The organism is Neptunicoccus sediminis (genome assembly GCF_001719615.1).
In the GTDB taxonomy this organism is placed as follows: Bacteria; Pseudomonadota; Alphaproteobacteria; order Rhodobacterales; family Rhodobacteraceae; genus Amylibacter; species Amylibacter sediminis.
This window is the reverse complement of record NZ_MDVX01000023.1, coordinates 1-3,300: the sequence shown is the minus strand read 5'-3', so window position 1 is coordinate 3,300 and position 3,300 is coordinate 1. Positions and strand designations below refer to the sequence as shown.

Annotated in this window: 3 protein-coding genes; all 3 read right to left on the bottom strand. The window is 61.0% G+C overall.

Annotation, left to right across the window (positions count from 1 at the left end; all coding sequences use genetic code 11):
• Positions 1–1,138, bottom strand: a 1,138-nt coding sequence (locus tag BFV97_RS17005; protein ID WP_069301597.1) for an IS91 family transposase, incomplete at its 3' end; no start/stop codon positions are given.
• A 12-nt stretch (positions 1,139–1,150) separates the two neighbouring features.
• Complete coding sequence (locus BFV97_RS17000; RefSeq protein WP_069301596.1) at positions 1,151–2,074, bottom strand: tyrosine-type recombinase/integrase; 924 nt, start codon at positions 2,072–2,074, stop codon at positions 1,151–1,153.
• Between the two features lie 167 nt (positions 2,075–2,241).
• Positions 2,242–3,300: type IV secretory system conjugative DNA transfer family protein (locus BFV97_RS16995; protein WP_157888361.1), on the bottom strand; the 1,059-nt coding region annotated here is incomplete at its 5' end.

Here is a 3,300-nt window from a genome sequence, read left to right as displayed (position 1 = left end):
CGATGATGCGCATGGGGCCACCGCAGCAGGGGCATGGTTCGCGCAGCGTAAGTGGGATGATCTCGGCGTTGGATCCTGATGCGGGGGCTTGGTCCGGATGTTCGATACATAACAGGGAGCGGATCGTTCTGATGTTGGCCTTGCGGGCCGAGCTGGCCAGCAGGCCGTAATGCCGGATGCGGTGGAATCCATCTGGAAGGACGTGGATCAGGAAGCGGCGGATGAACTCGGGCGTGGCCAGCCGCATGACGGATCGGCAGTTGCCGGATTTAATGCGATAGTCTTTCCAGCGGAATGCGACCGTCTCGGCATCGGCGCTGACCAGACGGGCGTTCGAGATCGCCACCCGGTGGGTGTAGCGGCTCAGATAGGCCAGCACGGCCTCAGGACCACCGAAGGGCGGTTTGGCGTAGACCACCCATTCGGATTTGTGGAACGGGGCGAGCCAGGTGGCGAATGTATCGGCTTCAGCCAGCCCTTCGAGATTACCGAAGAAGGTGAGTTTGCCCGCGCTATGCAGATCCATCAGCCCTTGCAGAAACAGGCGTCGGAACAGCCGCGACAGCACCCGCACATGCAGGAAGAAGCCGGGTTTGCAGGCGACCCACCGTGTGCCGTCGGGTGACAGGCCGCCGCCTGGCACGATCATATGTATGTGCGGGTGGTGGGTGAGTGCCGAGCCCCAGGTGTGTAACACGCTGGTCATACCCACCCGCGCACCCATGCGTTTGGGGTCTGCCGCGATGGTCGTCACCGTTTTAGCGGATGCCTTGAACAGCAGGCCGTAGACCGCCCGCTTGTTCCAATGGGCGATCTGCGCGATCTCGGCTGGCAGGGTAAAGACCACGTGGAAATACTCCACCGGGAGCAGGTCCTCGGCACGCGCTTCCATCCAGTCGCGCGCGGCCGGTCCCTGACACTTGGGGCAGTGCCGGTTCTTGCAAGAGTTATAGGCGATATGATGGTGGCCGCACTTGGTGCATCCCGCCACATGCCCGCCGAGCGCCTCGGTTCGGCAGGCTTCAATCGCCGACATCACTTTGAGCTGGGAGAGGCTGACATGCCCCGCATTGGCCTGCCGCCATGTAGAACCGTATCGTCGAAAGATGTCAGCGATCTCCAGCTTTGGTTGGGCCACTGGTCCCGGGCGCTATTGCATTCCTCGTCGCAGGGTCTCGTCTTGCAGCAGCTTAATTTGCTCATAGGGGCTGACGGTGCTGCGGATCGTCTTGGTGGCCACATGGGCATAACGCGCAGTGGTTGTTAGCTTGGCGTGGCCAAGAAGCACCTGAATAACTCGCACGTCCGTGTTCGCCTCCAGCAGATGGGTCGCGAAGCTGTGGCGAAGCGTGTGCAGCGTTGCCGCCTTCTTGATGCCCGCCATGTGCTTGGCCGAGGTGAACGCCCGGTTCAACTGGCGTGGCGACAGAGGATTGATCTTGGGCTTGCCTGGGAACAGCCATCCCTCCGGACGGGATTCACACCAGTAGTCGCGCAACAACGCGAGCAGATTGGGCGACAGCATCGCTTTGCGATCCCGACCGCCCTTGCCGTCATCGACATGGATCAGCATCCCGCTGCCCGGCAGCGCATGCTTGCATGTGCGAGAGGGGGCGCTGTCGATATCATTGACCTTGAGGTGGCACACCTCGGAGGCGCGCAGCCCCGCCCCGTAGCTGATGCCAAGGGCGGCGCGATACTTGAGCCCCGGGCCGGGAACGGCGGCCAACAGATCAGCTACCTCTTCGACGCTTAGAACTATGGGTAGTTTACGGGGCTTGCGGTGAAACTGCATGAACCGCTTCATGTCTTCACGTCCGCAGGTGGTGCCGAAAAAGAAGCGAAGCGAGATGATCCGCACGTTGAACGTGCTGGCCGACACGCTGTCCTCGGTCATTTTGAGCTGATACGCGCGCAATTCCTCCGGCGTGGCCGTGTCGGGCGGCCGTCCAAGAAACGCCGCAAAATGCTTCACGTTGCGAATATGGGCTTTCTGGGTCTTCTCGGCCAAACCCCGAATGTTCATGTCTTCGATCATTCGCTGGCGTAGCGGGCTTACTCTCTCCTCTGCCATGGGAACCTCCTGTGTGATGATTGAGAAGACCCCAATCATCAGGCAGGTCAGAAAAATCGCAAAATCCACCCCGTTACGGGCGTTGTACGCCATCAGCCAAGAGCGCCAATGCCGCGGAGCGGCTTAGTCCTTCCGCCCTCTATGACCGTCAGACCATGCCCACCGCCCTACCGATGAATTGGCTTTTTGCCACCCTCCTCCTGCAGCATCGCTTCCATTTCTTCTAAGCCATCGACTGCAGAGCGCATCTGCGCCTCATCATCCACCCCCACTGTCTCGGCATCCGCAAGCTGTCCCCCAAAATCCATCTCCATCTGGCGCTGTTCCTCGGCGATAACGGCTTGAACGACAGGCGTGGTCTTCTTTGGAACAACATCAGATTGCCCTGACGGTTGACCGTCAACGCCCTCGCGTGCCCGCTCCACATCAGTTTCAGAACCACAGGGGCCGTCCGGTGGCGGTGTCATCGGCATGGCGTGCATGCTCAGCGGCAGCGCGTCTTGCGATCCCCCTCCCCCCAGCTCCGGAAACGGCAACTCGCCCGTCTGCGCCGCGTGGATTGCCTTGAACAGCCGGTCGTCGAAGTACTGGATCCGCTTCGCCCGGACAGGCATCTGGGCATCGATCACCATGACTATCTCGTCGAGCGGCAGGCGGCGCGCCTCATCTTCAGGCAGCAAGGAGCTTTCTTCGGTCCGCGTTGATTGGCTGCGCCCTTCAAAGGGGTTCTTGCCGATGGACTGCGAACGCGTGACCACGGTCTTCGTCGTCTTGCCGACCGCCTTACTCAGCTCCTCGACGGTCTTCTCGTCCGAGGGCGTCAGGTAGAGCTTCACGCCCGCGTTGCCCTGCAGCGCACGGCGGGTGTTCTCGCCATAGATTTCATCGAGGGCAGGGATCGTCTGGGTAACCACGGCCAAGTGGCCGCGGTAGGTACGCAGGGTCTCGATGCTCTCGACCACAATGGGCATCTTGCCCAAACGGTTGAACTCGTCGAGCATGATCATAACCGGCCAGGGCTCATCCGGTCCGGGATCCTTTTCCTGCATGGCGGAGAGGAGATCGGAGAAAAACAGCCGGATGAGGGGTGCGAGCGGCTTTACCATCAACGGCTGAACGACGAGATAAACCGAGAAGGGTTTCTTGCGGATCGTGCGGAAATCAAAGTCCGACACCGCCGTCGCCTCATCGATGGCCGGGTTCTGCCATTGATCCAGCCCCGAGGT